Origin of the sequence: Streptomyces sp. NPDC059455 (genome assembly GCF_042750115.1) — a bacterium.
Lineage (GTDB): Bacteria > Actinomycetota > Actinomycetes > Streptomycetales > Streptomycetaceae > Streptomyces > Streptomyces endocoffeicus.
The window spans coordinates 40681-66435 of sequence record NZ_JBHYVB010000041.1 but is presented as its reverse complement, the minus strand read 5'-3'; the positions used below and the strand labels follow the sequence as shown (position 1 = coordinate 66435).

27 protein-coding genes are annotated in these 25755 nt (G+C 71.2%); 14 read left to right on the top strand and 13 right to left on the bottom strand.

Annotation, left to right across the window (positions count from 1 at the left end; translation table 11 throughout):
• Positions 1–271 precede the first annotated feature (271 nt).
• Complete coding sequence (locus tag ACFXB5_RS17360) at positions 272–1297, top strand: dipeptidase (protein WP_385208343.1); 1026 nt, start codon at positions 272–274, stop codon at positions 1295–1297.
• A gap of 10 nt (positions 1298–1307) precedes the next feature.
• Here ACFXB5_RS17360 and ACFXB5_RS17355 read toward each other — a convergent pair whose 3' ends face one another.
• Together ACFXB5_RS17355 and ACFXB5_RS17350 are read right to left on the bottom strand one after the other, a co-directional pair.
• On the bottom strand, positions 1308–2174 hold the full coding sequence (locus tag ACFXB5_RS17355; RefSeq protein ID WP_385208340.1) for an alpha/beta fold hydrolase: 867 nt from the start codon (positions 2172–2174) through the stop codon (positions 1308–1310).
• A complete protein-coding gene (locus ACFXB5_RS17350; protein WP_385208337.1) occupies positions 2171–3358 on the bottom strand; it encodes an FAD-dependent oxidoreductase in 1188 nt (395 codons plus the stop codon). The genes ACFXB5_RS17355 and ACFXB5_RS17350 overlap by 4 nt, the downstream gene beginning before the upstream one ends.
• Positions 3359–3491: 133 nt before the next feature.
• Here ACFXB5_RS17350 and ACFXB5_RS17345 point away from each other — a divergent pair, with 133 nt between their 5' ends.
• Positions 3492–4274 carry a TetR/AcrR family transcriptional regulator gene (locus tag ACFXB5_RS17345; RefSeq protein WP_385208334.1) on the top strand — a complete coding sequence of 261 codons (783 nt, stop codon included), beginning with the start codon at positions 3492–3494 and terminating at the stop codon, positions 4272–4274.
• An 11-nt stretch (positions 4275–4285) separates the two neighbouring features.
• On the opposite strand, the gene ACFXB5_RS17340 is transcribed toward ACFXB5_RS17345, so the two are convergent.
• From ACFXB5_RS17340 to ACFXB5_RS17325, 4 genes are all read right to left on the bottom strand, one after another.
• Positions 4286–5065 (bottom strand): fibronectin type III domain-containing protein, encoded by a 780-nt coding sequence (locus tag ACFXB5_RS17340; RefSeq protein ID WP_385208332.1) that lies wholly within the window; start codon positions 5063–5065, stop codon positions 4286–4288.
• Positions 5062–5670, bottom strand: a complete 609-nt coding sequence (locus tag ACFXB5_RS17335) for a hypothetical protein (protein WP_385208330.1) — start codon at positions 5668–5670, stop codon at positions 5062–5064. The genes ACFXB5_RS17340 and ACFXB5_RS17335 overlap by 4 nt, the downstream gene beginning before the upstream one ends.
• Before the next feature lie 12 nt (positions 5671–5682).
• A complete protein-coding gene (locus tag ACFXB5_RS17330) occupies positions 5683–6396 on the bottom strand; it encodes a cinnamyl alcohol dehydrogenase (RefSeq protein ID WP_385208327.1) in 714 nt (237 codons plus the stop codon).
• A gap of 137 nt (positions 6397–6533) precedes the next feature.
• A complete protein-coding gene (locus tag ACFXB5_RS17325) occupies positions 6534–7040 on the bottom strand; it encodes a GNAT family N-acetyltransferase (RefSeq protein ID WP_385208325.1) in 507 nt (168 codons plus the stop codon).
• Between the two features lie 274 nt (positions 7041–7314).
• Between ACFXB5_RS17325 and ACFXB5_RS17320 the strand changes: the two genes are divergently transcribed.
• From ACFXB5_RS17320 to ACFXB5_RS17305, 4 genes are read left to right on the top strand one after another with little or no spacing between them, the layout of a single operon-like run.
• On the top strand, positions 7315–9879 hold the full coding sequence (locus tag ACFXB5_RS17320) for a SpoIIE family protein phosphatase (RefSeq protein WP_385208323.1): 2565 nt from the start codon (positions 7315–7317) through the stop codon (positions 9877–9879).
• Positions 9876–11129: a sugar ABC transporter substrate-binding protein gene (locus ACFXB5_RS17315; RefSeq protein ID WP_385208320.1), complete on the top strand. Its 1254-nt coding sequence runs from the start codon at positions 9876–9878 to the stop codon at positions 11127–11129. Before ACFXB5_RS17320 ends, ACFXB5_RS17315 begins: the two co-directional genes overlap by 4 nt.
• Before the next feature lie 50 nt (positions 11130–11179).
• Entirely contained in the window at positions 11180–11962 is a 783-nt protein-coding gene (locus ACFXB5_RS17310) for an ATP-binding cassette domain-containing protein (protein ID WP_385208317.1), read from the top strand.
• Complete coding sequence (locus ACFXB5_RS17305; RefSeq protein WP_385208314.1) at positions 11959–13170, top strand: sugar ABC transporter permease; 1212 nt, start codon at positions 11959–11961, stop codon at positions 13168–13170. Before ACFXB5_RS17310 ends, ACFXB5_RS17305 begins: the two co-directional genes overlap by 4 nt.
• A 549-nt stretch (positions 13171–13719) precedes the next feature.
• Here ACFXB5_RS17305 and ACFXB5_RS17300 read toward each other — a convergent pair.
• Positions 13720–13896 (bottom strand): DUF397 domain-containing protein, encoded by a 177-nt coding sequence (locus tag ACFXB5_RS17300; protein ID WP_385208312.1) that lies wholly within the window; start codon positions 13894–13896, stop codon positions 13720–13722.
• A complete protein-coding gene (locus ACFXB5_RS17295) occupies positions 13893–14714 on the bottom strand; it encodes a Scr1 family TA system antitoxin-like transcriptional regulator (protein ID WP_385208309.1) in 822 nt (273 codons plus the stop codon). The genes ACFXB5_RS17300 and ACFXB5_RS17295 overlap by 4 nt, the downstream gene beginning before the upstream one ends.
• Positions 14715–14834: 120 nt before the next feature.
• On the opposite strand from ACFXB5_RS17295, the gene ACFXB5_RS17290 reads away from it, so the two are divergent.
• Positions 14835–15248 carry an ATP-binding protein gene (locus ACFXB5_RS17290; RefSeq protein WP_201852939.1) on the top strand — a complete coding sequence of 138 codons (414 nt, stop codon included), beginning with the start codon at positions 14835–14837 and terminating at the stop codon, positions 15246–15248.
• Positions 15249–15762: 514 nt separating this feature from the next.
• Positions 15763–17100: a PucR family transcriptional regulator gene (locus tag ACFXB5_RS17285; RefSeq protein ID WP_385208306.1), complete on the top strand. Its 1338-nt coding sequence runs from the start codon at positions 15763–15765 to the stop codon at positions 17098–17100.
• Positions 17101–17152: 52 nt separating this feature from the next.
• On the opposite strand, the gene ACFXB5_RS17280 is transcribed toward ACFXB5_RS17285, so the two are convergent.
• Positions 17153–17587 (bottom strand): acyl-CoA dehydrogenase family protein, encoded by a 435-nt coding sequence (locus ACFXB5_RS17280; protein WP_385208303.1) that lies wholly within the window; start codon positions 17585–17587, stop codon positions 17153–17155.
• Positions 17473–18378, bottom strand: a complete 906-nt coding sequence (locus tag ACFXB5_RS17275; protein ID WP_385208301.1) for an acyl-CoA dehydrogenase family protein — start codon at positions 18376–18378, stop codon at positions 17473–17475. Before ACFXB5_RS17275 ends, ACFXB5_RS17280 begins: the two co-directional genes overlap by 115 nt.
• Positions 18379–18768: 390 nt before the next feature.
• Between ACFXB5_RS17275 and ACFXB5_RS17270 the strand changes: the two genes are divergently transcribed.
• From ACFXB5_RS17270 to ACFXB5_RS17245, 6 genes are all read left to right on the top strand, one after another.
• Complete coding sequence (locus ACFXB5_RS17270; protein WP_385208298.1) at positions 18769–19314, top strand: flavin reductase family protein; 546 nt, start codon at positions 18769–18771, stop codon at positions 19312–19314.
• A gap of 236 nt (positions 19315–19550) precedes the next feature.
• Positions 19551–20774 (top strand): acyl-CoA dehydrogenase family protein, encoded by a 1224-nt coding sequence (locus tag ACFXB5_RS17265; protein WP_385208295.1) that lies wholly within the window; start codon positions 19551–19553, stop codon positions 20772–20774.
• A gap of 42 nt (positions 20775–20816) precedes the next feature.
• The gene (locus tag ACFXB5_RS17260; RefSeq protein ID WP_385208292.1) at positions 20817–21770 is read left to right on the top strand and encodes an amidohydrolase family protein; all 954 of its coding nucleotides are present in this window, start codon (positions 20817–20819) and stop codon (positions 21768–21770) included.
• Between the two features lie 266 nt (positions 21771–22036).
• The gene (locus ACFXB5_RS17255) at positions 22037–22879 is read left to right on the top strand and encodes a fumarylacetoacetate hydrolase family protein (RefSeq protein ID WP_385208289.1); all 843 of its coding nucleotides are present in this window, start codon (positions 22037–22039) and stop codon (positions 22877–22879) included.
• A gap of 33 nt (positions 22880–22912) precedes the next feature.
• Complete coding sequence (locus tag ACFXB5_RS17250) at positions 22913–23839, top strand: VOC family protein (RefSeq protein WP_385208286.1); 927 nt, start codon at positions 22913–22915, stop codon at positions 23837–23839.
• Positions 23840–23843: 4 nt separating this feature from the next.
• Positions 23844–24113 (top strand): FAD-dependent monooxygenase, encoded by a 270-nt coding sequence (locus tag ACFXB5_RS17245; protein ID WP_385208283.1) that lies wholly within the window; start codon positions 23844–23846, stop codon positions 24111–24113.
• Positions 24114–24122: 9 nt separating this feature from the next.
• On the opposite strand, the gene ACFXB5_RS17240 is transcribed toward ACFXB5_RS17245, so the two are convergent.
• The 3 genes from ACFXB5_RS17240 to ACFXB5_RS17230 form a co-directional block, all read right to left on the bottom strand.
• Positions 24123–24320 (bottom strand): hypothetical protein, encoded by a 198-nt coding sequence (locus ACFXB5_RS17240; RefSeq protein ID WP_385208280.1) that lies wholly within the window; start codon positions 24318–24320, stop codon positions 24123–24125.
• A 165-nt stretch (positions 24321–24485) separates the two neighbouring features.
• Positions 24486–25199: an AAA family ATPase gene (locus tag ACFXB5_RS17235; RefSeq protein ID WP_385208277.1), complete on the bottom strand. Its 714-nt coding sequence runs from the start codon at positions 25197–25199 to the stop codon at positions 24486–24488.
• On the bottom strand, positions 25168–25707 hold the full coding sequence (locus ACFXB5_RS17230) for a SigE family RNA polymerase sigma factor (protein ID WP_385208348.1): 540 nt from the start codon (positions 25705–25707) through the stop codon (positions 25168–25170). The genes ACFXB5_RS17235 and ACFXB5_RS17230 overlap by 32 nt, the downstream gene beginning before the upstream one ends.
• Positions 25708–25755: the final 48 nt, after the last annotated feature.

Sequence of the window (25755 nt, the reverse complement as noted above, 5' to 3'; positions counted from 1 at the left end):
CGGAGCTCCTACCTGGCGCCTGGGGCAGAGCCCCTGCCCGGGGTCTGGGGCGGAGCCCCAGTTTCGGGAAGGGGCGGGGAAGGGAAAGCCTCGAGACCAGTCCATCGGGGCCGCACCGTCCGCGGCGTCCGCGCGGGAGCGATCCCCGTCCGATGGGCGAAAATCCGTGGACCGGCGGGCGGCCCGTACGTCACGATGACCGCCGCCAACCCCGGCGCCCGGGGTCCCGGTCCCGGTCCCACGAAAGGCCACCGCCGTCCGTATGAGCCGTATGAGCCGTGCACTCCACCAGCGCGCCGTCGTCGCCGACGCCCACAATGACCTGCTGATCGCCGTCACCGCCCGCCCGCCGCACCGCTGGGCGGGCTACTTCCGCGAGCGCTGGCTGCCACAGCTGCGCGAGGGCGGGGTGGATCTCCAGGTGCTCCCGGTCTTCATCGACGACCAGTTCCGGCCCGAGGGCGCGCTGCGCGAGACGCTGCGGATGATCGAGTGCGCCCACACCCTCGCCGAGGGCAACGCCGACGAGGTGCGGCTGTGTCTGGACGGCGACGACATCGACGCCGCGCTCGCCGACGGCCGGATCGCCCTGGTGCTGGCGCTGGAGAGCGCCCCCGGGCTGGACGCCAACGTGGAGCTCCTCCCGACCCTCCACCGCCTCGGGGTGCGTATCGCCTCGCTCGCCCACTGGGGGCGTACCGCCCTGGCCGACGGCAGCGGTGAGGACGCCACCGGGAGCCGGCTCACCGAGGCCGGGGTCCGGGCGCTGACGGAGATGGAGCGTCTGGGCATCCTCTTCGACGTTTCCCATCTCGGCGCCTCCGGGGTGGCCCATGTGCTGGAGCTGGCCACTCGCCCCGTGTTGGCCACCCACTCCTCCGCCCGCGCGCTGCTGGACCACCATCGCAACCTCACCGACGACCAGCTGCGCGGGATCGCGGCCACCGGCGGCACGGTGTGCGTGAACTTCCTCGGCGAGTTCCTGGCCACCGCCCCGGCCGACCGCACGGTGGACCGGCTGGCCGATCACATCGTCCACATCGCCGAGGTGATCGGCGTCGGCCATGTGGGTCTGGGGCCGGACTTCATCAAGGAGGTCAGCGCGGACACCACCCCGCCCTGCTGCGAGGACGTCGAGTACGCCCGGCTGGTGGTCCCCGGCCTCGAAGGCCCCCGCGGACTGCCTCTGGTGACCGAGGCGCTGGTCCGGAGGGGCCTTCCGGAGGGGGACATCGAGAAGATCCTCGGCGGCAACGTGCTGGAGCTCTTCCGCAAGGAGCTGGGGCGCGCCGGCTGAGATGTGGCCGTTACCGCCCGGCGGCGCCCAGGAACGCGTCGATCGCGGCGAACGTGGCCTCCGGGGCCTCCCGGGTGGGGAGGTGGCCCGCGCCCGGGATCAGCTCGAAGCGCGCCCCGGGGATGGCGGCGGCGTACGCCCGACCGTAGTCGGGCGGGACGACGGTGTCGTTCTCGCCCCACACCGCGAGGGCGGGCACCGTCACCCGGGCGAGCCGGTGCAGCAGCTTCGGGTCGGACTTCGTCGGCCCGGCGTAGGCCGCCAGTGCCTGGAGGGCGGCGGGCGAGGGCCCCCGGCGCGGCGCGGAGGCGCCGGAGCCTTCCCCGGGTCCGGAGCTTTCCCTGGGTCCGGAGCTTTCCCTGGGTCCGGAGCTTTCCCCGGGTCCGGGGCCCTGGCCGGGCCCGGGACCCGTACCGGGCGGCGGGCCGGGCGGAGCCGTGGGGAACCGCACCTCGTGCCCCTCGACCCGCGGCCCGAACGCGCCCATGATGACCAGCCCGCCGATGCGGCGGCCCCGGTCGCGCACGGCCATCTCCGCGGCGATCCAGCCGCCGAAGGAGCTGCCGAGGACCAGGACATCGCGCAGATCGCGGTCGTCCAGCAGATCCAGATACGTCTCGACGAGGTCGTCCACGCCCGCGAACCACTCGGGCCGAGGGGTGTCCTCCCAGCCCGGGTGGGTCGGCGCCAGCACTCGGGAGGTGGTGGCGAAGTGGTCCACCACGCCGCTCACGCCGGCGGGTCCGGCGCCGCCGTGCAGGACGAGCACGGGGCGGCCCGCGCCCACGTCCCGCACCGTCAGGGGCAGACCGGGGTAGGGCTCAACAGTGGATCCGGTGAGTTCGGTGAGTTCGGTGAATTCGGTGGGCGTGGTCATCGGTCCGCACCTCCGGCGGTCATCGTGGTGAAGGTGTCCCGCAGGATCCGCAGCGCGTCCGGTTGGAAGAAGTCGACGAGGTGGTCGGCCGATTGCGTGGCCGCCGCCTCGGCGCGCGGGAACATGGCTGTCTCGTAGGCGTTCAGAGCCGTCTCCAGGTCGTCGTGGGCGGCCAGGGCGAGGGCGAGTTCCGCGCCGTCGAGCATGGCGAGGTTGGCGCCCGCCCCGGCGAAGGGGGACATCAGGTGGGCGGCGTCGCCCAGGAGCGTGATGCCGGGCACGCGGTCCCAGCGGTGGCCGGTGGGCAGGGCGTGGATGGGCCGGGGGACGAGCGGGCCGTCGTTGTCGGCGATCAGCGCGCGCAGCCCCTCGTCCCAGTCGGGGAAGAGGTCCAGCAGCCGCTTCCTGGTCGCGGCCGGGTCCGCCGGGTCGATGAGGCCCGAACGGCTCCACTCCTCCGGCGACTTGACCGCGATGTAGACGCGGATCCGGCCGCCGCCGTTGCGCTGGGCGAACAGCCCCTTCTCGTCCGCGAGGGCGAACATCGAGCCCCGGCCCACGAGTTCGGCGACGGCCGGGTGCCGGGTGTCCACGTCGTTCAGGAGGCCGTCGACGAATGACACCCCGGTGTAGACGGGATCGGCGTCGGACAGCAGGGGCCGGACCCTGGACCATGCCCCGTCCGCGCCGACCAGCACATCCGCCGCGACGGTCGTGCCGTCGGCCAGGGTGAGCGTGGGCCGCCCCGCCGCGCCGATGGCGACCGCCCGCACCTTCTGACCCCAGCGGACGGTCCCCTCCGGCAGCGACCCCAGCAGCAGTTCCTTCAGCACCCTGCGGTCGATTTCGGGACGGTCGTTGCCGTCACCGTCCTGCGGCGGGGGGATGCGGAAGCCGACGTCGGCTTCCTTGTCGAGCAGCCGCAGCTCCCCGCCCTCGGGGCGGCTCAGCGGCCGGAACTCCTCGAGCAGCCCGGCGTGCCGCAGCGCCCGCTGGCCGGACTCCTTGTCCAGGTCCAGCGTGCCGCCCTGGTCGCGTGCCGTCGCCGACGCGTCCAGCTCGTAGACGGTCGAGGGGATGCCGTGGACGTGCAGGACGCGCGCCAGCGTCAGCCCTCCCGGCCCCGCTCCGACGATGGCGATACGGCGTTGTGTGGACATGGCGGTGGACATGGCGATGGACATGGCGATGGATGCCTCCCTGGGCCTCCCTGGCTCGGCGCGGGTGCGCCGTGGATGGGAGGAGCGTAGGGCGACGAACGCGTTCGTGGCAAACGCGTTTGTGACGAACGCGTTCTTCGCCCGGTACGATGGCGCCATGACAGCGCACCCCACCGCCCCGCGGAGCCGCCGGGAACGTCCGGCGAAACCGGCCCTGACCCGGGAAGGCATCATCGCCACCACGGTCGACCTCATGCGTGCCGAGGGCCTGGAGCGGGTGACGATGCGCCGCCTGGCCAAGGAGCTGGACACCGGGCCGGCCTCGCTCTACGTCTACGTCCGCAACATGGCCGAGTTGCACGCGGCCGTCCTGGACGAGCTCCTCGGCGCCGTCGACCTGAGCCCGGCGACGGCGGACGGAGAGTGGCGCGACCGGCTGGTGCGGATCCTCACCTCGTACACCTCGGTGCTGTTCGAGCACCCCGGTCTCGCCCAGTCCGCCCTGGTGGCGCGCCCCTTCGGCAAGCACTATCTGAAGCTGGTGGAGGCGCTGCTGGCGCTGCTGGACGAGGGCGGGCTCGAGCTCGACCGGGCCGCGTGGCTGCTCGATCTGCTGCTCCAGTTCGCCACCGCGACCGCGGCCGAGCACGCCCACCGGGCCCCCGGCGACACCCCGCAGAGCGAGGCGGACTGGCAGGCGCTCGCCACGGTGGTGCGGGACGTCTCACCGCGGACCCATCCGCATATCGCCGCGCTCGGCCCGCGGCTGCTGTCCGGGTCCCCCCAGGACCGGCTGGCCTGGGGCTTCGACGTCCTCATCGCCGGGGCGCGGCACACCCCGCTGCCGGAGGTGCTCGCCCCGTCCCCGGTGGACCCCGAGGCCACCGAGGCCACCGAGGCCACCGGGAGCACCGGGAGCACCGGGAGCACCGGGCATTGAGGTGACCGCGCTCAGCCGCGCCCGGCGGGCCGCTCGCCGGTGGTCATCCGGGCGATGTTGGACCGCTCGCCGTAGGTGAAGGGCCGGACCCGGTAGGAGGCCCGCTTCTCGTTCGGCAGGGTGATCAGCCCGAAGGAGTTGATGTCCGGGTCGAGCACGGCGACGGGGTGGAAGGAGCCGCCGCCCCGGGGCCGGTCCTCCAGCAGATAGCCCCGCTCGCCTTCGGCGTGGTCGGTCCAGGTGAACCGGATGCCGTTGGCGTGCATGACGGTCGCGCGCAGATCGGTCGGGGTGGCCGAGGGCCGCCGGACGGGGCTGGTGCGCACCCCGGCCCGCCGGATGGTGCGCGGCGGCGCCCATCTGTGCTCCTGGCGCTGCTCCGCCTTGGTGAACGCCCCCTTGGGCAGGGTGACGTCGACCGGCCGGGACGCGGGTCCGTAGTACGGCCGCACCCGGTAGTAGAAGTGGGTCTTCGGGATCAGGTCCGGGTGCCGGTAGGTGGTCTGACCGAGCGGGGCGTAGGTGAGGACCGTCCAGGGTCCGCTGGGCTCGGTCGCGAACTCCACGATCCGCCCCGCGGCGCCCGGCGCCTTCCCGCGCCAGCTCAGCTCGGCGTCGACGGGGGAGACCTGGGTGACGCTGAGCACGGTCCCGGTCCGGGCCTCGCCGGAGGCTTTCGGGGCGTTCGCGGCTTCCGGCGTCGCTTCCGTGGACGCCGCACACCCGCTGATTCCGGAAAGCCCGGCGGCGACGAGAACCGCCGCCGCCAGGCCGCGTACCGAGCCGCTCACTTGCGCCAGAACTTCACGTTGCTCCACTCCACGGTGGCCGGGCCGTTGCCGCTGCCGGTGCGGTACGCCCCGAACTTGTCGTAGAAGCTGCCGCCGGGGCTGTCCACGGTGTGCTTGAGCGAGCCGTTGATGTACGTACGGTGCTCCTTGCCCACCTGGTGCACCGTGTTGACGCGCACCGTGGCCCCGACCGTCCCCGCGTTGGACAGGGTGTCCCCGCCGTGCACGGCGTACAGCCGCCCGCCGCGCTCGACCGCGAGCATGAAGTACGGACCGGCGTCGCCGTCGGTGTCGTTGAACGTCTGCTTCAGGCTGATCCGGGTGCCGCCCATGCTGGTGACCCGGAAGTAGCCCTCGAACTGATGGGTCCCGCCGGTGTAGGTGTCATAGCGCCGCTCGGCCCGCTGGTCCCCGCTCGCGGTGGAGCAGGTGAGCTTGAAGGTGAGGTTGTCGACCTCTCCGCACCCCCGCTCCTGCACCTTGAACCCCGGGGACTCGGACGACCAGCCGCCCGGTTCGACCTCGGCGTGCGCGACGCCCGGCGCCGCCAGCAGCAGTCCGCAGGCGGCGGACATCCCGGCGATCACACGGTGTTTCCTCGGCACGGTTCCACTCCTCTACTTGACCCAATAGCGGATGTTGCGGAACCGGGCCTCGGCCCGGCCACTGCCGTGGTGATAGACGCCGTTCTTGAAGTAGCGCGTCGCCGGTCCCCGGTCGTCGACCGTCAGCACCAGCTTGTCGTCGGCGTAGACCTGGATCTTTCCGGTGTCCGCGTCATGGGCCACCTTCAGGTTCCACCAGGTGTTGTAGATACCGGTCTTGATGACGGAATCCGTATAGCGCTTGAGCGTCCCGCCGTTCGCGCTGGACGCCCGCAGCATGATGTCGGTGGCCGGTGTTCCGCTGGGGTGCTTGCCCCGCAGGATCTGCATGATGTCCGCGCCGTTCGTCCCGGACGGCACATACACATCGGCGTCCCACATGTGCTTCCCCGAGGAGTACTCCTGCTTCCACCGCATTTCGGTGCGCGGATCGGTGTCGCTGCCCTCTTCGAGCGGCTCATCGGTGGAGTTGACCCACATGGTGTGGGTCTTCGTGCTCGAGTTGTAGCTGTAGCGCTCGCTCAGGTCGAGATTCCACGGCTTGTGCATCGAGTATGTGAACGACGTCTGCGTCCATCCATCGGTCGGTGACGCCGCGGCCTCCTTCGCCGCGGCCGTCCCCCCGGACGCGACTCCCGCCGACAGGACTCCGGCGAGCGCGGCGAGCGCCAGAGCCGTCCTGAAGCTGGGGGAGCGTCTGGTGTGTCTGGTGCGTAATGCGGGCATATGGGCCCACCTCCGGTCTGTTCCGTTCCCTTGTTGGATCATGGTCTAGACCAAGAGTCAAGGTAAGGCAGAGTCGATGGCGTGTCCATATCAATGAACAGAATTCACGATTGTGGTGCGGAGCGTGGTGGGTTGGGTCAACTCCGCCGCAGCGCCTTCACCATGACCAGCTCCCTGGTCACGCCGTCGGCCAGCAGATCCCCCGGCTCCCGGGTGGCGGCGAAACCATGCCGCTCGTAGAGAGCGATCGCCGGTGCGTTGCCCGGAATCACCGCCAGTCGAAGCGCCGTGGCGCCCGTCCGCAGGGCCCAGGTCTCGACCGCCGCGATCAGCCGGCCGCCGACGCCGTGGCCGCGTGCCTCGGGGCTGACCCAGACCGACCTCAGCTCCGGCGGCCGCCCGTCCCCGTCCCCGCCCCCGTCCCCCGGCATGCCGCTCGCCATCCCGGCCGCCCGGCCGTCCAGCAGGGCCACGACGTGGTAGGCGTCCGGCATCTCCAGCCGGGCGCGCCACCGCTCCTCGCCGCCGCGGTGCCAGTCGGCGAGCCGGGACTTGAAGGCGTGCGGCGCCTCGGCCAGCGCGGCCCGGCGGACGTCCCGCCACAGCGGCCAGTCGTCCGTCGTGACCACCCGCAGCCGCACCATGCCGCCCAGTCTCCCGCACCGTCGATCGCCGTCGAGCACCGTCAAGCCGCGTCACGCCGCGTTGAGCCGCGTCGAGCACCGTCGCCCCCGAGGGGAGATGGCCTGGTTCACCCCGCTGTGCCATGCTTTGAGGAGAGGCGCCAACCCTTTCGAGGGGGCGCGGCAGCGAAGGCCCCGCCGGTGGTCGTGACCGGTCGCCGCGCGGAGGCCGATCAAGGGCCCGGGTACGCCCACGAGACCGGCGGTCCACGCACGGAGGCGGTGCAGGCGTGCTGTGACCGGGCATGTGCTGACGTTCACGGGGACCGCGTTGGTGGCTGTCTATGTGCTGGACGCGGAGGGTGTCGAGCTGCGGTTGGCCGAGACGGTGCGCGGTGCCGGACGGTCGTACGCGCTGCCGGCCCGCTACCCCCTGTCCGGGCGCTCGCCCGTCGCCGACGCCTTCCGCGCCGGATGCCCCCTGTGGCTGACCCCCACCGAACTCGCCGCCTACGGCCCCATCGGGCCCACCACGCCCGAAACCCCCACCACGCCCGGCGTCTCGCTCGGGGCGCTGCCGCTCGGCGGGGACGGCAAGGGGCTGGGGTGTCTGGTGGTGGTGGACGAGGTGCCCGACGGGATCGACGCCGACCGCCGCGGCTTCATCGAGCTCTACGCCCACCACGTGGCCGCCGGGGTCGAGGCGGCCGGGCCGCAGGCGCTCACCCAGCGGAGCCCCGAGCTGCCCGGCCTGACCCTGGACCGGCTGCGGGTCGGCTCGTTCGTCCTGCACCTCGACAGCGGGCGGATGACCGCCGACACCCAGGTGCTCCACCTCTTCGGCATCCCCGGGGAGGACTTCGACGGACGGGTGGAGACCCTGCTGGCAGTGGCCGTCCCGGACGACATCCCCGCCCTGATGTCGGTCCTGGAGCCCGACCTGCTGACCTCCGGCACCGCACAGCTGGAGTTCCGGATCCGCCGGCCGAACGGGGAGCTGCGCTGGCTGGGCCTGCGTGCCCGGGTCGAGACGGGGGCGGACGGCACGCCCTGGCGCATGCTCGGCGTGATCGCGGAGACCTCGTACCTGCGGCCGAGCGCCGACGAGGTGTCCCTGGTGCAGCGGCTGTCCGCCGCCCTGGCCGGGGCCACCACCGTCCGCGACGTGGGCCGGGCCGTGGTCGGCGCGCTGCGCGATCCGCTGGGGGCGGGCCGGCTCGCGGTCGCCGAACTCCAGGCCGATCAGCTGGTGGTCGGCGTCCTCGCCCCCGCCGAACCCGCCGCCTGGCCCGAGGTGTGGCGGGCCGCCTGGCGCTCCGAATGGCCCGAGCCGCCCAGCCATGCCCTGCCCACGCTGGCGGAGGCGCTGCGGGAGGGGCAGGTCAGCCTCTGGCCCGAGGGCGCCGGTCTCGAACCCGGGCTCGCCGGTATCGGCCCCGGCGGCCTCGCCGTCCTCCCGCTCCCGGCGGACGGCCGGATCGTCGGCGTCTGCCTGATCGGCTGGGAGCGGCGGCATGAGTTCGGCCCGGAGGAGCGTTCGCTGCTGACCGCGACCGCCGGTCTGGTGGGCCAGGCCCTGGTGCGCGCCCACGCCCTGGACGCCGAGCACGAGCTGGCCACCATGCTCCAGCGCAGCCTGCTGCCCCGGAAGCTGCCGGAGCTGCCCGGCGGGGTGGCCGTCACCCGCTATCTGCCCGCGACGATGGGCCTGGAGGTGGGCGGCGACTGGTACGACGTCATCCCGCTGCCCGACGGCCATGTGGCGCTGGTCATCGGCGATGTGCAGGGCCACAGCGCCGCGGCCGCCACGATCATGGGCCAGATGCGCACCGCCATCCGGGCCTACGCGGTGGAGGGCCACCCGCCCGATGTGGTCGTGGCGCACGCCAACCGTCTCCTCGTCGGCATGGAGACCGACCTCTTCGCGACCTGCTGCTACGCCGACCTCGACATGGAGGAGGGTGAGGCGTGGTTCGTCCGGGCCGGACACATCCAGCCGCTGCTGCGCCACCCGGACGGCACCACCGCGGAGCTCGACGTCGAGGGCGGCCCGCCGCTGGGCGTGGTCGCGGACGCCGAGTTCCCGATGACCGCGGCCGGGCTGTCCGCCGGCACCCTGATCGCGCTGGTCACCGACGGCCTGGTCGAGTCCGCCCGGCTCGACCTGGACGACGGGGTGCGCCGGGCCTGCCAGGCGCTGGCCCGCGCCGACCCGTCCGACCCCGGCGGGGTGGCGGACGCGCTGCTCGGCGGGGACAGCCGCCGGGAAGACGACGTGGCGCTGTTGTTGCTGCGCTACGACGGGATGCGGGTGCGGCCCATCCGGGCGAGCTGGACGGTGTGGCGGCTGCCCGACGCCGTGATGCACGCCCGCCGCTTCACCGCGCGCACCCTGCGCAACTGGGGGCTGGAGGACGAGCTGGACGTGGCCCTGCTGGTCACCTCCGAGCTGGTCACCAACGCCCTGGTGCACACCCGGGGCGAGGTGCGGCTGAATCTGACGCTGACCGCGGACCGGCTGCGGATCGCGGTGAACGACCCCTCGCCGCGTACCCCCGTCAAACCGGCGACCGTGGACTGGGAGGCCACCGGCGGGCGGGGGCTGCTGCTGATCGAGGCGATGTCGCAGACCTGGGGCTCGGTGCCGCTGAGCGGGGGCAAGCAGGTCTGGGGCGAGATCAGCTTGTCGTCCCCGCGGGAGGAGCCCCGGGACGGACCCCCGGAAGGGCCCTCGCCGTCGGCGGAGCTCCCGGCGGAGCTCCCGGAGGAGCCGTCCGACGCGGGACCCGGGGAACGGACGGAGGGGGACGAGGGGGCCACGGGGAGGAGGGGGCCGAGAAGGAGGAGGGCGAGGCGATGAGCCGTTCCCGTACGCGCTGGGCGGCGAGCCGTTCCCGTACGCGCTCGGCGATGATCCACGCCCGTACGCGCTCCCGGGCGCACCCCCCGACGCGTTCCCGTACGCGTTCCCGTACGCGGGACCGCCTCCGAGCGGCCGTCGCCGTCGCGGTCGGCCTGGTCCTGGCCGTATCCCTCGCCGCCTGCGGCAAGGCGGCCCAGGTCGGCGCGACGGTCGGCGCGGCCGGGACCCACCACGGGCCGCTGCGGATCGGCCTGCTGCTCCCGGAGAACGAGATCGTCCGTTTCGAGCGCTTCGACGCACCCCTGATCCAGCAGCGGGTCAGGCAGCTCTGCTCGAGCTGCACGGTGAGCTACTCCAGCGCCCAGCACGATCCGGTCTCCCAGCGCAGCCAGATCGACGCCATGATCACGAACGGGGTCGATGTCCTCATCCTGGACGCGGTCGACACCAAGGCCGTCCGCCACTCCGTGATCCAGGCCCGCCGCGCCGGTGTCCCGGTCGTCGCCTACGACCGTCTGGCCGAAGGGCCCATCTCCGGCTATGTCTCCTTCGACGGCGGAAGGGTCGGCAAGCTCCAGGGCGAGGCGCTGCTGAGGGCGCTGGGACCGCATCCCGCGAACCGCCAGATCGTCATGATGAACGGCTCGTCGACCGATCCCAACGCGGGCTGGTTCGAACGGGGAGCGCGGTCCGTCCTCCAGGGCAAGGTCAAGATCGCCAAGTCCTACGAGACCGTCGGCTGGCGCCCGGAGAACGCCAACCGCAACATGTCCGCCGCCATCGCCGCCCTGGGCCCCTACGGCATCCACGGCGTCCTCGCCGCCAACGACGGCCTGGCCTCGGGTGTCATCACCGCCATCAAGGCGGCCCGGATCCATCCGATCCCCCCGGTCACCGGCCAGGACGCCGAGGTCGCGGGCATTCAGCGGATCCTCGCGGGCGAGCAGTACATGACCGTCTACAAGCCGTTCAAGCCCGAGGCGTACACCGCCGCGGAGATGGCCATCGCGCTGGGGCGCGGCAGATCGCTCAACGGGATCGCGACGCAGCGGGTCAACAACTCCACCACCCGTGGCATCCCCGCGGTGCTGCTCGAGCCGCTGGCGGTGACCGTGCACAACATCAAGAGCACCGTCATCAAGGACGGTCTGTATCGCGTCGATCAGATATGCACCAAGAAGTACGTGGATGACTGCCGCAGAGCCGGGCTCATCGACTCGAACGGCTCATCGCACGACGCCAAATGAATGGCACGACGCGAAATGAATCGCACGACGCGGAATGAAGGGAGGCGCGGATGGCCCGACCGTCGACCCCGCCCCTGCTGGCGCTGAGTGGCGTCTTCAAGCGCTTCGGCGCGGTCCAGGCGCTCAGGGACGTCGAGCTGGAGATCCACGCCGGTGAGGTCATCGCCCTGGTGGGCGACAACGGCGCGGGGAAGTCCACCCTGGTCAAGGTGATCGCGGGCGTCGAACCGGCCGACACGGGCACCCTCGAATGGCAGGGCCGCCCCATCCACATCAGCCGTCCGTACGACGCCCAGCACCTGGGGATCGCCACCGTCTACCAGGACCTCGCGCTCTGCGACAACCTCGACGTCGTCGGCAATCTCTTCCTCGGCCGCGAGATCACCCGGATCGGTGTCCTGGACGAGGTCGAGATGGAGCGCCGCACCCGCGATCTGCTGGCCACCCTCTCCATCCGCATCCCCGACGTCCGCAGGCCCGTCGCGGCCCTCTCCGGAGGCCAGCGGCAGACCGTCGCCATCTCCCGGGCGCTGCTCGGCGCACCGAGCCTGGTGATGCTGGACGAGCCCACCGCCGCCCTCGGCATCGAGCAGACCGCCCAGGTCCTCGACCTGGTGGAACGGCTCCGTGACCGCGGGCTCGGGGTGCTGCTGATCAGCCACAACCTGGGCGACGTCAAGGCCGTCGCGGACTGGGTCGCGGTGCTGCGCCTGGGCCGCAACAACGGGTTCTTCGACGTCACCACCACCTCCCAGGAGCAGATCGTCTCCTCCATCACCGGCGCGTCCGACAACGCGGTCACGCGGCGCGTGGCGCGGGAGGGGGAGCTGTGAGCATCCCCGGCGGATCCAGCGCCCGTAGCGCGGAACGCTTTACTGACGCGTTCGGGCGCAGACTGGGCGGCGGCGCGTTCGGCGGCGTCCCGGTCCTGCTCGGGCTGCTCGCGATCTGGATCACCTTCCAGGTCCTCAACCCGCACTTCCTCTCCCCGCGCAACCTCTCCAACCTCAGCGTGGACATCGTCGGCACCGGCATGATCGCGGTCGGCGTGATCTTCGTGCTGCTGGTCGGCGAGATCGATCTGTCGGTGGGTTCGGTGAGCGGCCTGGCCTCCGCCCTGTTCGCCGTGTTGAACGTCAACTTCGGCATGCCCGAACCACCCGCCATCATCCTGGGCGCCCTCTGCGGTACGGCGGTCGGCTTCGTCCACGGCTTCTTCACGGCCGTGGTCGGCGTCCCCGCGTTCGTGGTCACCCTCGCCGGACTGCTGGGGTGGTACGGCTTGATGCTCGCCATCATGGGCGCGTACGGCACCATCAACCTCGACGATCAGGGCCTGGTCGCCCAGCTCACCAACTACTACTTCTCCGATGTCGCCGCCGCCTACGCCCTGGCGGCGGTCGGCACCGCCGGGTACTTCCTCACCGCCTGGCGCGATGTCCAGCGCCGCCGCGCCGCCGGAGTGCCCACCCGCCCCCCGGTCTGGATCGCCGTCCGCACGGGCGTGCTCGCGGTGCTCGCCTTCGCCGCCGCGTATGTCCTCAACCAGTTCCAGGGCCTGCCGCTCGCCCTCCTGATCTTCGTGGTCGTCCTCGTCATCCTCGACTACGTCCTGCGCCGCACGGCCTACGGCCGGATGATCTTCGCCCTGGGCGGCGGCGTCGAAGCGGCCCGCCGCGCCGGGATCAACGTGGCCTGGGTGCGCACCTCCGCGTTCATGATGTCGAGCACGATGGCCGCCATCGGCGGTCTCTTCCTGGCCTCCCGGATCAACTCGGTCAGCCAGACGTCGGTCTCCACCGACCTGCTGATGAACGCCATCGCCGCGGCCGTCATCGGCGGCACGAGCCTCTTCGGCGGCCGCGGCAGCACGTGGTCCGCCCTGCTGGGTGTGCTCGTCATCCAGTCGATCGCCTCGGGCGTGGCCCTCATGGACATCCAGACCGCCGTCCAGTTCATGATCACTGGCGGGGTGCTGCTGCTGGCCGTCGTGATCGACACCCTGTCGCGCCGGGCGCAGCGGGCCCACGGCCGGGCGTAGGGCTTGGCGCTTGCGGCGGGCTGCTCCCCTCCCCGCCCCTTCCCGAAACTGGGGCTCCGCCCCAGCCCCCGCATCGGGGCTCTGCCCCGGGCCCTGGTTCGGGGCTCTGTTCCGGGGCCTGGTTCGGGGCTCTGTTCCGGGCCCCGGATCGGGGCTCTGTTCCGGGGCCTGGTTCGGGGTTGCGCCCCGGGCTCCGGTTCGGGGCTCCGCCCTGGGTCCTGGTTCGGGGTTGCGCCCCGGGCTCCGGTTCGGGGCTCCGCCCCGGGTCTTGGTTCGGGGCTCCGCCCCGGGCTCCGGATCGGGGCTCTGTTCCGGGCCCCGGATCGGGGCTTTGCCCCGGGGCTCGGTTCGGGGTTCGCCCTGGGTCCTGGTTCGGGGTTCCGCCCCGGGCCCCGGATTGGGGTTCTGTTCCGGGTCCTGGTTCGGGGCTTTGCCCCAGGTCCCGGTTCGGGGTTCCGCCCCGGGCCCCGGGGTCCAGGGGCGGAGCCCCTGGTATCGGGAAGGGGCGGGGAGGGGAAAGATCCGCCGGACACCCGGTAGCGGCCCGGCTCAGCGGGCGGCGAAGGCCAGGAAGTCGGCCCAGGCGGTGGCGGGTATGCGGAGGTGGGGGCCGTCGGGGTTCTTGGAGTCCCGTATGTGGACGGTGGTGGGGGCGGTCGCGACCTCGACGCAATCGCCGCCGGTGTTGTCGCTGTAGCTGCTCTTGAACCACACGAGTCTGCTCATAGCTCACCCATCAACTGCTCGATGAACGTTACGGATTCCTCCGGCCCGAGAGCCTGAGACCTGATCATGGCATAGCGCCGGGCGAGGACCCCAACCTCGTCCGGCTTCGACACCAGGATGCTCTTGCCCTGGCCTTCCAGATAGACGAGTGGCGTCTCCTCCGGGGTCTCGATCAGTTTCATCGGGCCGGGGAGTCCGGCGTGTCCGGCGCGGTTCATCGGCATGACTTGGACGACGACATTGGGCCGGACAGCGCATTCGATGAGGTGTTCATACTGCGGGCGCACGATCTCTGGCCCGCCGACCAATCGGCGCAACGCCGCCTCTTCGAGGACGACGCTCACCACTGCTACCGGCTTGCGATCAAGGAGCGCCTTGCGGTCCATACGGGCCGCAACCAGCCGTTCCACCTCCTCGTCGTCGACCGGCGGGAATGCGTAGTCGAACAGCGCGCGGGCGTACTCCTTGGTCTGGAGCAGACCGTCGATCAGGTGCGTGCAGTACGACGACACACTCAGCGCTTCCTGCTCCAGCTGGACGAAACCCTGGAAGTGAGCCGGATACCGCTCAAGCTTCAGATACTTGATCGCAGACCGCAGCAACCCGCCCGCGTCCAGTGCCTTCTCGGCCGCGTCGATGAACTCGTCGGTCGGCGGCTTCGCGCATGTCTCCACGGCGCTCACCGCCGACCCGGTGTAGTTCATCAGCGCACCCAACTCGTCCTGGGTCAGCCCCGCCCGTTCCCGCAGAAGCCGCAGGACAGCGGCGAAGTACTGCACGGTCGGCGGAGCGGAGTCCTTCTTCTTCGACTGGGCCACGCGGGCCACCCCCTCAACAACTCTCAACGCCAATCAACCTGCGTTCGACCAGAGTTGTCGGTCGCCGCAGTCGACGCTCTGTTACTGGTGAAGGTAGCCGCCTGCACTGACAGTGGAGATATGAACGCGGAAAGTCACGACGTAAATCCACTCCATGGCTGGAAGCAGAGGTTTACGCCCGTCCCCCCATCCGTCCCCCACGCCCGCCGCGCCGCAGATGTCGCTCTCCGCGCCTGGGGCCTGGACCGGAGCTCGGCGGCCCTCGTCCTGCTCGTCGTCTCCGAGCTGGCGACCAACGCCATCCGCCATGGACGCGTACCGGGGCGGTACTTCGAGGTGCGTATCGCATACGACGCAGAAAAAATGGTCGGGGTCGAGGTGTCCGACCCCCGCGAGGGGCACCCCGCCCTGGCGGACCCCACACCGGACGACGAGTCCGGACGCGGCCTGGCGATCGTGGATGCCCTCGCCGAGGCGTGGGGCGTCCGGGAGCGCATCGTCGGCAAAACGGTCTGGGCCCGGATCCGCCTCTAGCTGCGCTCGGTTGGGTGCGGCGCCGTCTCGCGCCCCCACCTGCCGCCCCGAGAACCACTTCAGCCCACAGAGCAGACGATCTTCACCATGGACACCCGCCGCCGACCAGCACGAGCAAGGCAACTCGCCCGCACACCAGCCCACCTCACCCTGCACATTTCACGATGCACGGGTCTCAATGGACGTGCGGCGCATGCCACGCCGTGCACGACCGCGACCACAACGCAGCACGTAACGTCCTCTTCGAAGGACGCCGAATCGTCGCCACCGGACGGGTGGAGACGCTAACCGCCTGTGGAGTGCCGGTAAGACGGGCACACGTGCCCGCACAGCGCGTTGAAGCAGGAAGCCCCCGGAAGGGTCAGACGACCCAGGCCGGAATCCCTGGACTTTAGGCCAGGGAGCACGTCAACTGTTACGGTGTGTGGCCGGTGACGCCGTACGTGCCGGAGCGCGGGGGCAGTAGGCGGTGGCAAGGCGGCACCTGCGCTCTCACGACGGCAAGGACGGCGTTATGACGGCTCACCAGGCGTCCTCGGCCTCCGAGTGGATTTACCGGCTCACCGCCGACCGCGCGGACACGCGGCCCGCCCCGGCCAGCTCGGCGCAGAGCATCGCCGAGGCCACGGATCGCCTCGGCGCCGAGCCCGTGGCGTGGGCTGTCGCGCTTAGCGACGAGCTCGCCCGGGTCGTGATCCGCGAAGTCCCCGAACTGGGAGGCGGAGCAGGGCCCTTCGATACGCTCCGGATGGGTGCCGAGGCCGCGACGCTGCACGCGCTGCTCCTGCTGGCCGACCCCGAGGCGGATCCAGTGGCCGACCGGACAGTCCCGGAGGAGTCCCTGCTGGGAGACCGTGAGTTCGCCCGGCGACGCCTCGGCCTGGACAAGGTCCTGCGCGGCATTCGCGTCGCACACGCGGCCCTGACGCACGCCCTGATGAACGCGTGCCAGGAATTTGCTCCGCCGTCCGCACGCGCGGAGCAGTTCCGCCGTGTCTCCGAGCTGCTCTTCGACTTCGTGGACACGTTCTCCTCCCGGATGACCGCCGAGTACCTCTCCGAGCACGACCGCTGGGTCACCAGTGGCGCCGCGGCCCGCGAGGAGACTGTGCGCTCGATCCTCGACGGCCGACCGGTGAAGCTGGAAGCCGCGAGCGAACTGCTCACCTACCGGCTGGAGGGCCATCACCTCGCCGTCATCGCCTGGTGCGACAACCCGGCCCCGGACGTCACCGATGACCTCCAGCGAGCGGCGGCCGAACTGCTGCACCAGCGCGGCTGCACGTCGACCCTGGTGCTGCCCATGGGCCGTACGACCGTGTGGGCGTGGGGAGATCCGGGCGCCTCGGCCTCCACGAGGAAGCCCGCCACGGCCGGGTACCCGGACGGCTTCCGCATCGCCTGCGGTTCCGTACGTCAGGCACTGCCGGGATTCCGCCAGTCGCACGAGGACGCCGAGCACGCCGCCCGGATCGCGCACCTCAACCCCGCCGGTACGGGCCCCGTCGTGGACTACCCGGACGTTGAGCTGGCGGCCCTGATCTCCGCCGACCTGCCCGCGCTGCGACGCTTCGTGCGCGACGAGTTGCGGGAACTGGCGGCGGACGACCAGCACGCGGACCGACTGCGGCGGACGCTGCGCATGTATCTGCGCAACGAGCGCAGCCTGAGGGTCGCCGCCGCGCAGTTGCACGTGGCGCGCAATACCGTCACCTATCGGGTCAAGCGCGCTCAGGAAGTGCTCGGGCACGACCTGGCGGTCCGGTTGCCCGAACTGATGACGGCCCTGGAGGCCGCGCAGACGCTGGGCCCTGCCGTGCTCCGGCCGCAGGGAACGGACGCGCCCGCCTGACCGTGCTCCAGCCGCGCCTGCCCGTTCCGGACGACCGTGCCTGACCAGCCGCTCAGATCAGGAACGTGACCTGCTCCTCGATGTGCAGGAGCGCTCGCCCGTACAACTCGCCGGCGATGGCCGGGTTGACCACCGCGTGCCGGCTGCCCGTCTCCTGGTCCCGCCAGATCCGCTGCAGCGGATTGGCCTCGGCGAAGCTGCCGGCGCCCTGAATGCTCAGGAGCAGGTCGAGTGCCTCACGGGAGCGGCGCGCCACATATCCGGTGTCCATGCGCACCCGGGCCCGCGTCTCGAACGGCATGTGCTCGCCGCGGGCCGCCCGGCTGTCGATGTCGTCGGCGGCGCGCATCAGGTGCAGGCGGGCGGTGTCGATCAGCTGGGCCGCCTCGACCAGCTGGATCTGCGTTGACGGGGCCTCCCTGGCGCGCCCGTAGAAGGTGTACGCGATGCCCCGTCCTTGGGCGAGAGAAGCGGTGACCACGTCCATCCCGGCCTGGGCCAGGCCCACCTGCGGGCCGGCAGCACCAGAGCGAGCACCGGGACGAGCGCCGAGCGGTACAGCGCCTCGTCCTTGTGCTCGGTCGGGCAGGTGCCCTCCACGGCCTGGGTCACCGACATGATGCGGTGCGCGGGCACGAACACCTCGTCAGCGACGAGGGTGTTGCTGCCCGTGCCCCGCATGCCGGCCACGTGCCAGGTGTCCTCGATCGTCAGCTCGTCCATTGCGATGAGGGCAAAGCCCTGGTCGGTCTGGTCCCCGGAGACGTCGACGACGGGGATGCCGAGGCACGCCCACCGGGAATGCAGACTGCCCGAGGCGTAGCCCCAGCGTCCGGTGACGACGAGCCCACCCTCGACCGCCTGGCTGGTGGCGCTGGGAGCGAGCACTCCGCACACCCGCGCGTCCGGGTTACCGCCCCACACCTCCTGCTGGGTCCGCTCGGGGTAGAGCCCGACCATCCAGTTGCACACATTGATCAGGGTCGCCACCCACGCCGTGGAGCCGCATCCGCGAGCGAGCTCGGAGGTGACCTCCAGGAAGGTCCTGAAGTCCGCCTCGTGACCGCCAAGCCGCCGAGGCACGGTCAGCCGGAACAGCCCGGCCTCGGACAGGGCGGCGATATTCTCCTCGGCCACCCTGCGGTCCGCCTCGGTGCGAGCGGCGTTCTCCCGCAGCAAGGGCACCAGCGCCGCGGCACTCTCCGTCAACGCCGATGCGGGGGTGGTGGGCGCGGCGGTCGTCTGCGGGTCGGCCGTGCTCGTGGGGCTCGTCGTCATGGGGTCCTCCGGCGGTTCGCGGCGCAAGCGGCGGCGTCTCTCGTGGCAAGGGTCGCTGCCGCGATTCCACGCCGGGCGGGTGTCACTGTCGTATGTCCCGGACCGCAGAGTTCGTCCCGCTGTTTGGGCCGCCGGACCAGTTCGGAGGCATCTTGGCCCGGGGGCCCAGGATCGCGCGCGTGACTTGGGCGCCGAGCCAATGGCAGGCGCGGGCAACCGTGGATTCACTGGGCCGAGACCCGCGCCGCTGACGCTCGCGAGCAAACGCACACGGCGCATCGCCCGGCTCCCGCTCCCCTGGAGGTCGCTGTGTCCGCATCCGCCCTTCCCGCAACGGAGACGCCCGCCCCCGCAACCGACACCGCCGTGCTACGCGGCGTACTCGGCCACGTGCCGACCTCAGTGTGCGTGGTGACCGCCACCACACCGCAGGGCCCGGTGGGCGTCACGGTGGGCAGCTTCACCTCCGTCTCCCTCGAACCGCCTCTCGTGGTTTTCTACTGCGGTCGGCAGTCGGCCAGCGCAGAGGGGATCATCCGCTCGGGGCGCTTCTGCGTGAACGTACTGGCCGAGGACCAGCAGCAGGTGTGCGCGGCGTTCGCCAGCCAGACGGCGGACCGTTTCGCCGTCGGCGACTGGGAGCCGGCCGACCACGCCGGGCCGCGCCTCGGCGGAGCGGCGGCCTGGATCGAGTGCGACGTCGAGGACGACTTCCCCGCGGGCGACCACACGGCGGTGGTGGGCCGGGTGCGGTGTCTGTCCGCTGCCAGCAGGCGCCGCGAACCCCTGATCTTCCACCGCGGCCGATTGGCCCGCCTCGACCGCGCCCCCGCGGCATACACGTGCCCACCCACTCCTTCGCCTGGTGGGACATCTGACATCGCGATCCCGGGTCGTCAACCGAAGGGGGGTGATCGTGGCGACCCGGACGACTGAGCTGCCAGCGAGGCGACGAGGTGCTCGCTCGTGACGCCAAGCGAGCCATCGGCGGAGCGGCCACCGGCCACCAAGGCGTCGCTGGAGGGTTCCGGGCCTTCGTGCGCTGCGGCATCCCGGCTGAGCCGGCCTCACACACTCGTGCCTCGCAATCAACAAGCTGACCCCGCCGACTCGCGACCACAACAGACGCCACGAGTCACAACAGACGCCACGACCACACGCAGGAGACAACGATGAGCATCATCCTGGATCGTCCGAACACCACCGATGCCGCGCGCGAGCTGCGGGCCGACCTCGTCGAGCGCGCCGCGCAGCTGCTGCCCCTGCTCTCCGGCCACGCCGAACAGGCCGACCGGGAGCGCGACGTGCCCGTGGACAACGTGGCCGGCCTCACCAAGTCCGGTCTGCTCTCGATCCTGCGGCCCGCGCGCTTCGGCGGCCTGCAGACGGACACCCGCACGAGTCTGGAGGTCTCCCGTGAGGTCGCGCGGGCCTGCGGCTCGACGGCGTGGGTGACCACCCTGCTCAATGTCTGCGACTGGTACGTGGGTCAGTTCCCCGCCCAGGCTCAGGAGGAGGTCTGGGGCGGCGGAACGGCTGACCTCGACACGCACGTCGCCGGCGTGCTGGCCCCCACCGGCACCGCACGCCCGGTCGAGGGCGGCTTTGTCGTCAGCGGGCGCTGGAGCCCGGCCTCCGGCTCCGCTCACGCCTCGTGGGCGCTACTCGGGGTCTCCCGTCCCGACGCCGAGGGCACGCAGGACGCCACCGGCATCGTGCTCGTGCCGATGGCGGAGCTGACGATCGAGGACACCTGGTTCGTCACCGGAATGCGCGGGACCTCGTCGAACACCCTGCACGCCAGCGCGGTGTTCGTGCCCACCCACCGCTTCCACTCCGCGCCGGACGCGATCGAGGGCCGCTACGCCACCCCCTACGACGGCGAGGCCCTCTACCGGGCGGCCTACGTGCCGGTCTCCGCCCTCGTGCTCGCCGGTCCGCAGCTCGGGCTGGCACAGGCAGCTCTCGATCTGGTGGTGGAGAAGGCCATGCGGCGCCCGCTGGCCTACACGTACTACGCGAGCCAGGCCGAGGCGCCGACAACGCAGCTCGCCGTGGCGCGCGCCGCCTCGCTGGTGGACTCGGCGCAACTGCACGCGTACCGGGCCGCGGCCGAGATCGACGAGGCCGCCGAGTCCGGCGTCTACCCGGACTACGACACCCGCGCCCGGATGCGGATGGACACCGGTGTCGCCATCACGGAGGCCCGCGAGGCGATCCGCATCCTGTGCTCCGTCCACGGTGCGGCGTCGTTCGGCGAGTCCAATCCGCTGCAGCGGATCTGGCGCGACAGCGAGGCGGCCAGTCGCCACGCCCTGGTCAATCCCGAGGTCAGCACCGAGGTCTACGGCAAGGCGCTGCTCGGCGTCCGGGGCACCGTCACCGACCTCGTCTGAGAGTCCCCTGCCGGCTCGGGCAACGCCCAGGAGGAGAACCACATGAATCGGATCGACGTCCACCAGCACCTGCTGCCCCGCGTGTACCTCGACGCCCTCGACGCCCTGGGCACGGACGGGCCGGACGGGGTGAGCTGGTCATCGAGTGTGCTGCCCTCGTGGAGCCCGCAGGGCGCGCTCGCGATGATGGACACGCACTCCATCGGGACCGGTGTGCTCTCGCTCTCCGCGCCCGGTACACACTTCGGCGACGACGCCGCCGCCCGTGAGCTCGTGACGCGCGTCAACGACCTGCATGCCGAACTGGTCAAGGACCGTCCCGACCGCTTCGGGATGTTCGCCGCGGTCCCGCTGCCCGACGTGGACGGCGCGCTGGACGCGATCGCCCACGCCGACGACGACCTGCACGCCGACGGCGTGGTGCTCCTGGCCAACCACCGAGGCACGTACCTCGGCGATCCGGCCTTCGAGCCGGTGTTCGCCGAGCTTGACCGCCGCCGCCTGGTGGTTTTCATCCACCCCGCCGAGTTGCCTGGACCAGGCGTCCCCGGCCTCACCGCGGCGCTGGCCGACTTCCTGCTCGACACCACCCGCGCGGCGTTGAACCTTGTTCTGCACCGCGTGCCCGAGCGTTACCCGAACCTGACGATGATCCTGTCGCACGCCGGCGGTTTTGTGCCGTATGCCGCCGACCGCTTCACCGAACTCGCCAGCTCCAGCCCGCTGTTCGCCTCCGGACTGAGCGAGGACGAGGTCCGCGAGGGCCTGCGCGGCTTCCATTTCGACACCGCGCTGTCGGCCGGACCCAGCGCACTGCCCAGCCTCCTGAGCTTTGCCAAGCCGGGCCACGTGCACTTCGGCTCCGACTTCCCCTACGTCGACGACTCCGGCGTCGGTCGCTTCGCCGGCAAGCTCGAGGCCTACAACACGGACCCCGCCACTCGCGCCTCGATCGACCGCACAGGCGCCGAGACACTGTTCCCCCGCCTCGCCTGAGCCGGGCAAGTGCCGGGGCCACGGGCCACCGAGCGGCTGCTCGGAGCCGTGGCACCGGACGTCAGCGACGCGAGCAGCACCGAGATGCCGACGGGCGAGGGGCCGGGCCCCGTGGCGAGCGGGGCTGGTGGACAAGGGTCTGTCTGACGCTCGCGGATTTCCCTGTTCGTCGTCCATCCCGGTCCGTTCGCTCACCGGCCCGCTCTTCGCGTGCCGGCGGTGGTCGCTGCAAGGACCGTCGTCCGTTCCCTGTCAGGAGTGCTTCCATGCGTATCGCCAACCTCTCCGGCCGCCTGGCCTTGATCGTCGAGGACGGTGCGGTCGATGTCGAGCAGGCCAGCGCCGGCCTGTTCTCCGCCGACCCACAGGCCGTCTACGAGCGCTGGAACGAGTTCTGCTCCTGGGCGGCCGGCGCGGACCTGCCGGCGGGCAAGCCTTTCGAGGCGAGCACGCTGGGGTCTCCCGCGCCCGCCCCTCGCCAGATGCTGGCGATCGGCCTGAACTACCGCGACCACGCCGCGGAGTCCGGGTTCGTCACTCCCGAGGGGTTGCCTCCGGTGTTCACCAAGTACGTCACCAGCATCAGCGGCCCCGTCACCGAGGTGCACCTGCCCCCGGGCGGGCACACCGACTGGGAGGTCGAGCTCGTCGCCATCATCGGCAGCCGCGCTCAAAAGGTGACCGAATCCAACGCCTGGAGCCACGTCGCCGGACTCACGGTGGGGCAGGACATCTCCGAGCGCATCGTGCAGTTGGCCGGCCCCGCCCCCCAGTTCAGCCTGGGCAAGTCCTTCCCCGGCTTCGCCCCCATCGGCCCGTGGCTGGTCACTCCCGACGAGTTCGACAACCCCGGCGACCTCGAACTGCGCTGCGCCATCAACGGCGAGGAGGTCCAGAAGGGCCGCACCCGCGACCTGATCTTCTCGGTTCCCGCCCTGATCGCCGGCCTGTCCGCAGTCCTGACGCTGCTGCCGGGCGACGTCATCTTCACCGGCACCCCAGCCGGCGTCGGTTTGGGCCGAGACCCGCAGCGCTTCCTGGCCGCCGGCGACGAACTCGTGTCCACCATCGACGGCATCGGCGAACTGCGCCAAACCTTCGTCGCCTGACCCGCTGGCCCGACGGACAAAGGAGTCCCTCTCATGGCACTGCACCGCCTCACCTCCATCACCATGGGCGTCCCCAACCCGGCCGAGACAGCCGCGTACTACACCGAGTTCGGCCTGGAACCCGGCGAGGAAGGCTGGTTCGCCTCGCGGGACGCGGGCCGTCAGCTGCGCGTCGTGCACGCCGCCCACCGTCGCCTGATCGAGGTGCGCATCGGTGCCGACACCCGCGACGATCTGGCCGCCGCCGCATCACGCCTGCACCGTCTGGGCGTGGCCAGCGACACTTCGGGTAGCACCCTGACCGCGTACGACAAGCCCACCGGGGTCCGCGCCGTCCTCGAAGTCACCCCCCGCCTCCTGCAGGAACCGATCGCAGCCACCCTCTACAACGGGCCCGGACGCGCTGACCGCACCGACCAGCGCGCCCCCGGTGTACTGCGCACCGACCGCGTCCGCCCCCGCAAGCTCGGCCATGCCGTCCTCGGCACCACCGACTTCGACGCGACCACCGTCTTCTTCCGCGACGGCCTCGGCTTCAAGGCCTCGGACTACATCAAGGGCCACGGGGCGTTCCTGCGCTGCTCCACCGACCACCACAACATCCTGGTCCTGGCCGCCCCGGTCGCCTTCCTGCACCACTCCTCCTGGCAGGTCGACGACATCGACGAGGTCGGCCGCGGTGCCGCCGCCATGCTGGAAGACCATCCCGACCGCCATGTCTGGGGCCTGGGCCGCCATCACGCCGGTTCCAATTTCTTCTGGTACCTCAAGGACCCGGCCGGAAACTTCAGCGAGTACTACTCCGACATGGACTGCGTCGTCAACGACCAGCTGTGGACCCCGGAAGTCCTCGAAGGAGCCAAGGGTCTCTTCAACTGGGGCCCGCCGCCCCCGCCCTCTTTTCTCGCCCCCGAAGACCTCGCCGCGCTCATGACCGGCACCCACAGTGAGACGCGGTAACACCATGAGCAGAGAACCTCAGACCATACCTGTGCACGATGTGGCGATCGTCGGCTTCGGCCCCATCGGGCAGATGCTCGCTCTGCCGCTGGGCGGGGCAGGACACGATGCCATCGCTCTGGAACGCTGGCCCAAGCCCTGCAGCCTTCCGCGGGCGGTCCACTTCGATGACGAGATCGGCCGGATCTTCCAGGCCGCCGGCGTCGGCGAAGACGTTCGCGCGCGATCACCGACCCTGTCCCTGACCATTGAGAGACTCTGTCGGGAATCTTGAGGATGGGCGTCACTTCCCTTGGCGCCACCACAGCGGCCGGGGTAAGTCGCGTGCGTCGAGGTACTGCTGGAATGCTGTGGGAGGGCGGGGCCGGCCATCGAGGCGGTCGTGGATCCACATCGCGGTGGTGCCCTTGGGGTTGGCCGCGCGGGCAACCCGGGCGGTCAGCGGCGGGATCTCGGCTCCGGAGTGAGGTTGGAGGGACACATCGGGCTCCTGGGGAACGAGGGCGGGACGTTCCAACGAGCCTGACGCAACGTCACGATCGTTAACTGCCGTCCTCAAGATTCCCGACAGAGTCACTCAATGCGCCGAAGGCGCGAAACGGCGCCGCAGACGACAAACGACCCCAGCCCGGCACGCGCTCCGGGCTTACTCCAGGACATGCCGCAAATAGCTTCGCGGATCCGCGAGATAACGGCGCCAGTGGTCGACCAGTGCCAGCTCGTTCCAATCCACCCGCCGCATCCCGTGCTCGCCGACCTCGACGATGTCCGCACCGGGCAACGCGGTCAGCAGCGGCGAATGCGTCGCGCAGATGACCTGCCCGCCGTTCTTCACCAACTCATTGAGGTGGCCGATGAGTTCAAGGCAGGAGGCGAAGGAGAGCGCCGCCTCCGGCTCGTCCATGACGTACGGTCCGGGCTGGAGGAACTTGCCCCGGAACGCCGCGAGAAACCCCTCGCCATGGCTGACCGAATGCGGGCGGAAACCCTCCCGGTGCAGCGCGTCCAACGCGGTCTCGGCGCGCAGGAAGAACCCCTTGCGCGCCGACCAACTGCCCAGCATCCGCCGCCCGCGCGGCGCCGCGTCGAAGCGGATCCGCTCACCCAGCGCCGACTTGGGGCGGTGGCTGGCGTATTGCCAGTCGTGCGAGCCGCCGTACGGGTCCAGCCCGAACCCCTCCGCGAGCGCCTCCACCAGCGTCGACTTGCCCGAGCCGTTCTCCCCGACGAGAAACGTCACGGGCGCGGTGAACCGCAGCCCGTCCGCCGGCAACCCCCGCACACACGGCACGGACCAGGGCCACTTCTCCTCCTCGTGCGACCCCGGGTCAATGTGTGCGTACGCACGTTCGATAATCATCGCCCGAGTCTCTCACGTGACGCTCCAGCTCCTCGCGAAGCCGGGCGAGTGTGCGATGCAGCGTGCTTTTGACCGTTCCGGCCGACACGCCGAGGGCGGCGGCCGTCTCCTCCGTGGACATCTGCTCCCAGTACCGCAGCAGGACGACACTGCGCTGCTTCGGGGAGAGCGCCCTCATGAGCTCCATCAGCAGAGCCCGGTCGGCGTGCCGCTCGGTGTCGTCCTCGATGCTCGTGTCCGGCAGCCGCTCAGTGGGGACCTCCTCCAGCTTTCTGGCCCGCCACCATTCGGTCCGAGTATTGATCATGGTCCGGCGCAGATAGGCGTCGGCGAGCTGCTTGTCCGCTATGCCATCCCAGCGGCCGTACGTTCGTGCGAGCGCTGTCTGCAGAAGGTCCTGAGCGTCGAACGGGTCGGCGATCAGGCGCCGGGCAGTGCGCAGCAGAGCGTCGTGCCGATTTCGTACGTATTCCTCGAATTCCAGCGCCTCACCAAGGTGCTCGCGCACGTTCACGTGGGGCTCCTTTCCGCTGCGGGCGGGCGCCCGGCTGTGCCG

Bases quoted from the DNA above. Each gene is read 5' to 3' on its own strand.
- ACFXB5_RS17330 (WP_385208327.1), bottom strand. From the start codon at position 6,396: ATGCCCGCATTACGCACCAGACACACCAGACGCTCCCCCAGCTTCAGG.
- ACFXB5_RS17350 (WP_385208337.1), bottom strand. From the start codon at position 3,358: ATGTCCATCGCCATGTCCACCGCCATGTCCACACAACGCCGTATCGCC.
- ACFXB5_RS17355 (WP_385208340.1), bottom strand. From the start codon at position 2,174: ATGACCACGCCCACCGAATTCACCGAACTCACCGAACTCACCGGATCC.
- ACFXB5_RS17285 (WP_385208306.1), top strand. From the start codon at position 15,763: ATGACGGCTCACCAGGCGTCCTCGGCCTCCGAGTGGATTTACCGGCTC.
- ACFXB5_RS17315 (WP_385208320.1), top strand. From the start codon at position 9,876: ATGAGCCGTTCCCGTACGCGCTGGGCGGCGAGCCGTTCCCGTACGCGC.
- ACFXB5_RS17280 (WP_385208303.1), bottom strand. From the start codon at position 17,587: ATGGACGTGGTCACCGCTTCTCTCGCCCAAGGACGGGGCATCGCGTAC.
- ACFXB5_RS17260 (WP_385208292.1), top strand. From the start codon at position 20,817: ATGAATCGGATCGACGTCCACCAGCACCTGCTGCCCCGCGTGTACCTC.
- ACFXB5_RS17255 (WP_385208289.1), top strand. From the start codon at position 22,037: ATGCGTATCGCCAACCTCTCCGGCCGCCTGGCCTTGATCGTCGAGGAC.
- ACFXB5_RS17325 (WP_385208325.1), bottom strand. From the start codon at position 7,040: ATGGTGCGGCTGCGGGTGGTCACGACGGACGACTGGCCGCTGTGGCGG.
- ACFXB5_RS17360 (WP_385208343.1), top strand. From the start codon at position 272: ATGAGCCGTGCACTCCACCAGCGCGCCGTCGTCGCCGACGCCCACAAT.
- ACFXB5_RS17250 (WP_385208286.1), top strand. From the start codon at position 22,913: ATGGCACTGCACCGCCTCACCTCCATCACCATGGGCGTCCCCAACCCG.
- ACFXB5_RS17290 (WP_201852939.1), top strand. From the start codon at position 14,835: ATGAACGCGGAAAGTCACGACGTAAATCCACTCCATGGCTGGAAGCAG.
- ACFXB5_RS17345 (WP_385208334.1), top strand. From the start codon at position 3,492: ATGACAGCGCACCCCACCGCCCCGCGGAGCCGCCGGGAACGTCCGGCG.
- ACFXB5_RS17310 (WP_385208317.1), top strand. From the start codon at position 11,180: ATGGCCCGACCGTCGACCCCGCCCCTGCTGGCGCTGAGTGGCGTCTTC.
- ACFXB5_RS17235 (WP_385208277.1), bottom strand. From the start codon at position 25,199: ATGATTATCGAACGTGCGTACGCACACATTGACCCGGGGTCGCACGAG.
- ACFXB5_RS17245 (WP_385208283.1), top strand. From the start codon at position 23,844: ATGAGCAGAGAACCTCAGACCATACCTGTGCACGATGTGGCGATCGTC.
- ACFXB5_RS17300 (WP_385208312.1), bottom strand. From the start codon at position 13,896: ATGAGCAGACTCGTGTGGTTCAAGAGCAGCTACAGCGACAACACCGGC.
- ACFXB5_RS17265 (WP_385208295.1), top strand. From the start codon at position 19,551: ATGAGCATCATCCTGGATCGTCCGAACACCACCGATGCCGCGCGCGAG.
- ACFXB5_RS17275 (WP_385208301.1), bottom strand. From the start codon at position 18,378: ATGACGACGAGCCCCACGAGCACGGCCGACCCGCAGACGACCGCCGCG.